General features: G+C 68.6%; 6 protein-coding genes. 4 read left to right on the forward strand and 2 right to left on the reverse strand.

Going from position 1 to position 5167, the window contains the following annotated elements; translation table 11 throughout:
* The 4 genes from ACQKJZ_RS17880 to ACQKJZ_RS17895 form a co-directional block, all read left to right on the forward strand.
* A partial coding sequence (locus ACQKJZ_RS17880) for a dihydroxy-acid dehydratase (protein WP_427732874.1) occupies window positions 1-846 on the forward strand: 846 nt, incomplete at its 5' end.
* A complete protein-coding gene (locus ACQKJZ_RS17885) occupies window positions 833-1216 on the forward strand; it encodes a hypothetical protein (protein WP_312488812.1) in 384 nt (127 codons plus the stop codon). The genes ACQKJZ_RS17880 and ACQKJZ_RS17885, both read left to right, overlap by 14 nt.
* On the forward strand, window positions 1213-2595 hold the full coding sequence (locus ACQKJZ_RS17890; RefSeq protein ID WP_427732876.1) for an NAD(P)H-hydrate dehydratase: 1383 nt from the start codon (window positions 1213-1215) through the stop codon (window positions 2593-2595). The genes ACQKJZ_RS17885 and ACQKJZ_RS17890 overlap by 4 nt, the downstream gene beginning before the upstream one ends.
* A gap of 5 nt (window positions 2596-2600) precedes the next feature.
* Entirely contained in the window at window positions 2601-3797 is a 1197-nt protein-coding gene (locus ACQKJZ_RS17895; RefSeq protein WP_427732878.1) for a class I SAM-dependent RNA methyltransferase, read from the forward strand.
* On the opposite strand, the gene truA is transcribed toward ACQKJZ_RS17895, so the two are convergent.
* Together truA and ACQKJZ_RS17905 are read right to left on the reverse strand one after the other, a co-directional pair.
* Entirely contained in the window at window positions 3779-4528 is a 750-nt protein-coding gene (gene truA, locus ACQKJZ_RS17900) for a tRNA pseudouridine(38-40) synthase TruA (RefSeq protein WP_427732880.1), read from the reverse strand. The two genes, ACQKJZ_RS17895 and truA, sit on opposite strands and share 19 nt — an antisense overlap.
* On the reverse strand, window positions 4525-5167 hold a 643-nt coding region (locus tag ACQKJZ_RS17905; protein ID WP_427732882.1), incomplete at its 5' end, for a methionyl-tRNA formyltransferase. The genes truA and ACQKJZ_RS17905, both read right to left, overlap by 4 nt.

The raw sequence follows: 5167 nt of genomic DNA on the forward strand, positions 1-5167 counted from the left end.
GACTTCGACCTGTTCGACGTGGCCGAGATCTTCAAGACCACTCCCTATATCGCCGACCTCAAGCCCGGCGGCCGCTATGTCGCCAAGGACATGTATGAGGCGGGCGGCGTCTATATGCTGATGAAGACGCTGCTGGCGGGCGGGTATCTCCACGGAGACTGCATCACCGTGACCGGCAAGGCGCTGGCCGAGAATATCGACGAGGTGACGTGGAACCCCGACCAGAAGGTCATTTATGACGTGAAGACGCCGATCACGCCGACCGGAGGTGTCGTCGGCCTGCGCGGCAGCCTGGCCCCTGAGGGGGCGATCGTGAAGGTCGCGGGCATGAAGCGCCTTCAGTTCGAGGGCACCGCTCGTGTCTTCGACTGCGAGGAGGAGGCGTTCGCCGCCGTCGAGGCGCGGGAGATCACGGACGGCACCGTCGTCGTCATCCGCTATGAAGGGCCCAAGGGCGGTCCCGGCATGCGCGAGATGCTGTCGACCACCGCCGCGCTTTACGGCCAGGGGCTGGGCGAGAAGGTCGCGCTGATCACCGATGGGCGTTTCTCGGGCGGTACACGCGGCTTCTGTATCGGCCATGTCGGACCCGAGGCAGCGGATGGCGGCCCGATCGCGCTGGTCGAAAATGGCGACGTCATCCGCATCGATGCCGAGGCGGGGACGATCGACCTGGACGTGGCAGAGGACGTTCTGGCCGAACGCCGCACCCGCTGGACCCCGCGCGTGAACGATTACCAGTCCGGCGTGTTGTGGCGCTATGCCCAGAATGTCGGTCCGGCGCATCAAGGCGCGGTCACCCATCCCGGCGCCAAGTCCGAGCGCCATGTCTATGCGGATATCTGATGCCGCATATCTGGCCGGCGCGCTTGTGCTGGCCGGATGCTCGGGCGGGCAGAACGAGCAGGCGGATGATGGCCGCGCCGCGATGGCGAGCCAGAAGCCTGGCCTGGCGATCGAATGTGCGCTTGGCGGGGAACAGGGCTTTCGTCGCGATTGCACCGTCGAACAGAGCGCGGCCGGTCAGGCCGTCGTACTGACCCTGCGCCATCCCGATGGCGGTTTCCGGCGCTTGCAGGTGACGCAGGACGGGCGCGGCGTGGCGGCGGCCGATGGCGCGCTGCCGGCGCGGGTCTCGGTGCAAGGCGATCGTCAGATCGAGGTGGCGATGGGCGCGGACCGCTATCGCCTGCCCGCGACCGTGGGCGCACAATGATCCCGGTCGCGGGGCAAACCGTCCTGTCCGCCCAGGGTATGCGCGCGGCGGAGCAGGCGATGTTCGATGCCGGCATCGAACCCACCGCTCTGATGCAGCGTGCGGGCGAGGCGGTCGCGCAAGCGGTCGCGCGGCTGGCGACGGGACGACCCGTCCTCATCCTCTGCGGTCCCGGTAATAATGGGGGTGACGGCTATGTCGCCGCCGCCACGCTAAAACGGCTTGGCGTACCGGTGCGGATCGCGGCCACGGGTGAGCCGAAGAGCGACAATGCGATCTGGGCACGCGGCCTGTGGGCCGGTCCGGTCGAGCGGCTCGAAGACGCGGAGGCTGCCCCGATCCTCGTCGATGCGCTGTTCGGCATCGGGCTTAGCCGAGCCTTGGACGCGGCCACGACGACTGGTCTCTCGCGCCTCGCGCAATCAGCCTCCCTGCGGATCGCGCTCGACCTGCCGAGCGGGGTGGGGAGCGATGACGGCCGTCTGTTCGGCGATGTCCCCCGTTTCGATGTGACGCTGGCACTGGGGGCGGTCAAACCGGCGCACCTGTTGCAACCGGCCGCAGCCGTCATGGGTGCCGTGCGCCTGCTCGACATCGGCGTGTCGGCGGATGACCATATGCGAGTTCTGGGCAAGCCCAGCCTGCCCGAACCCGACGCACTGTCGCATAAATATAGCCGGGGGCTGGTAGCGATCGTGGCGGGATCGATGTCCGGTGCGTCCGAACTCGCCGCGATCGCCGCCGCCCGTGCCGGTGCCGGCTATGTCCTGCATCTGAGCGATCATGCCGAAAAGGCCGGAGCCTCTCCGCATGCGATCGTCCGCCGGGATTTCAGCCCCGACGCGTTGATGGACGACCGGATCGGCGCCATCGTGGTTGGACCGGGCCTCGGCCGAGACGATGGCGCGCGCGCCAAGCTGGGGGCCGCGATGGGAAGCGGACGGCCGCTCGTCATCGATGGCGATGCTTTGCGACTGATCGATGTGGAGGGGCTGCGCGCCCATATCGGGCCGAAGATCCTGACACCGCACGGAGGCGAATTTGCCCATCTGTTCGGTGAGGCGGACGGCGCGAAGCCCGATCTGACTCGCCAGGCGGCGAAGCGCAGCGGCGCGGTCGTCGTCCACAAGGGCGCGGATACCGTCATCGCCGCGCCGGATGGCCGCACCATCCTGTGCCCAGAAGCCAATGCATGGCTGTCGACCGCCGGGACGGGCGATGTGCTGGCCGGTGCGATCGGCGCGATGCTGGCGGCGGGGCTCGATCCGGTGGACGCGGCGGCGGCGGGCGTGTGGCTTCATGGCCAGGCGGCGCGGCGTTGCGGCCGCGCTTTCATCGCCGACGACTTGGCAGACGCGCTTTCCGCCGTCAGAGGCTGATCGCCATGAGCGATATCATCATCCGCGTCGCCGCGCGTGGCGACGGCGTGACCGAAAACGGCCGTCACGCCGCCTTTGCCGCACCCGGCGACATCCTGTCCGCCGATGGCGGCGTCGTACCCGGCCCGCATCACCAGACGCCGCCTTGCGGCCATTTCCCGCGCTGTGGGGGTTGCCAGCTTCAGCATCTGGACGATGACAGCTATGCCGGCTTCGTCACCGACCGGATCGCCTCGGCGCTCGATGCCCAGGGGCTGTCGGCACCATTGCGGCCGGCGCACCTGTCGCCCCCGCGCAGTCGTCGCCGTGCGACCCTGCATGCGGAGTTCAAGGGCGGGCGGGTCCTGATCGGTTTCTCCGAGGAGAAGAGCCACGCGATCGTCGACATCGCCGAGTGCCACATCCTCGCCCCCGAACTCTTCGCCCTCGTTGCGCCGCTGCGTGCGCTGCTCCAGCGGCTGGGGTTCAAGCGGCGCGGCGACGTGCATCTGGCACTGGCCGATCAAGGTGCCGACATCCTTGTCACGAACTTCTCGCCTGACGGGCTGGATGCGGCCGAGGCGATCATCGCCTTCTGCCAGCGTCATGGCGTGGCACGCTTCTCGGTCGATGACGGGCTGGGCGCCGAAACCCGGTGGGAACCCGAACCGGTGACCATCACGCTGGGCGGCGTCGCCGTTCCCCTGCCGCCGGGCGCGTTCCTGCAGGCGACGCGGGATGGCGAGGCGGCATTGGTCGCGGCGGTGCGCGAGGCGGTCGGCAATCCCCGCACGACCGCCGACCTGTTCGCCGGGCTGGGCACCTTCGCGCTCGCGCTACCGGGCAAGATCTATGCCGCCGAGGGTGCGCGCGATGCGATCCTGTCGCTGAAAGGCGCGGCCAATGCGCAGCATCGCCCGGTGTTCGCCGAGCATCGCGACCTCTATCGCCGGCCGCTGACCAAGACCGAGCTCGACCGGTTCGACGCGATCGTCCTCGATCCGCCGCGGGCCGGCGCGCGCGATCAGGCCGAGGCGCTGGCCAGCGCGGCGGTCGGCGCGGTTGCCTATGTGTCGTGCAACCCGTCCAGCTTCGCGCGCGATGCGCGGATGATGGTCGACCAGGGCTGGTCGCTCGAATGGGTGCAGCCGGTGGGGCAGTTCCGCTGGTCGACCCATGTCGAGTTGGCGGCGCGCTTCGTGCGTCAGGCCTCGTCCGGGTAATCCGCGCGAACGAAGAACAGCCCGTCCGACGGCGCATTGAGACCGAGCCGCGATCGGTCCTGCGCCGCCAGCGCGCTACCGACATCGTCCGGGGTCCAGCGGCCCATGCCGACCAGCGCCAGGCATCCGACCATCGAGCGGACCTGATGGTGCAGGAAGGAGCGGGCGGCGGCCCGGATATGGAGCCGCTCGCCGATCCGCTCGACCGATAAAAGGTCGAGGGTCCGCACCGGGCTGTCCGCCTGGCAATGCGCCGAGCGGAAGGTGGTGAAGTCGTGCCGCCCGACCAAGTGCGTCGCCGCGTCGGCCATGGCGATATGATCCAGCGGCTGCGGCACCTGCCATGCCAGCCCCGCTTCATGGGTCAGCGGTGCGCGACGATTGACGATACGATACTCATAGGATCGCCTGATGCAGGTGAAGCGCGCATGCCAGTCGGGCGCGACCTCCACGCATTCTAGGACGGCGACCGGTGCCGGGCGGATACGCGCGTTGATCGCCTCCATCAGACGGAACGGGGTGATCGTCTTCTCGATGTCGACATGCGCGCGCATCGCCAGGCCATGGACACCCGCATCGGTCCGCCCGGCCGCGTGGACGGCGGCACGCTCACCGGTGACGGCGTGGATTGCGTCCTCCAGCGCCTGCTGCACGCTGGGGCCATGCGACTGACGCTGCCAGCCCATGAAGGGCCGTCCGTCGAATTCGACCGTCAGCGCGAAGCGGGTCAAAGCCGGGTGCCCGCCGGGATCGAAAAGCCGCGCAGCAAGTCATCGGCGCTGGATACGCCACGCCCTGCACGCTGAACCGTCACAGGCCGGAACGCGCCCTCGCCACAGGCGATGGTCAAGCGGTCGTCGAGCACCTCGCCCGCCATGCCGGATTGGTCGATGACCTCGGCCGCCAGCACCTTGATCCGCTCCCCCTCATGCTCGAACCAAGCCCCCGGTGCGGGGTTGAAGGCCCGGACCTGTCGCTCCAGTTCGATGGCGGGCCGCGTGAAATCGAGCCGCGTCTCGGCCTTGTCGATCTTTGCGGCATAGGTGATGCCCGCTTCGGGCTGTGGCCGCGCGGCATAGCGGTCTACATCCTCCAGCACCCTGACCATCAGTCGCGCACCCATCGCCGCCAGTTCGTCGGTCAACTCACCCGTCGTCTTGCGGCCGATCGGGGTCGAGTCTTCCAACCGTACGGGGCCGGTATCGAGGCCCGCCTCCATCTGCATGATGCCGACCCCGGTCACCATGTCACCCGCCAGGATCGCCCGCTGAATGGGCGCGGCGGGGGGGCGGGTGGGGGGAGGAAAAGGGTGAACTCCCGTCCCCGCACTTGTAATCTGGGGGGGGTTTTTTTTTTTCGTTGAGTAGGGG

It is taken from the genome of Sphingomonas sp. NPDC019816 (genome assembly GCF_050274375.1).
Lineage (GTDB): Bacteria > Pseudomonadota > Alphaproteobacteria > Sphingomonadales > Sphingomonadaceae > Sphingomonas.

Excerpts from the sequence above, each read along its gene's own strand:
- ACQKJZ_RS17890 (WP_427732876.1), top strand. The coding sequence starts at position 1,213 with ATGATCCCGGTCGCGGGGCAAACCGTCCTGTCCGCCCAGGGTATGCGC.
- ACQKJZ_RS17895 (WP_427732878.1), top strand. The coding sequence starts at position 2,601 with ATGAGCGATATCATCATCCGCGTCGCCGCGCGTGGCGACGGCGTGACC.
- ACQKJZ_RS17885 (WP_312488812.1), top strand. The coding sequence starts at position 833 with ATGCGGATATCTGATGCCGCATATCTGGCCGGCGCGCTTGTGCTGGCC.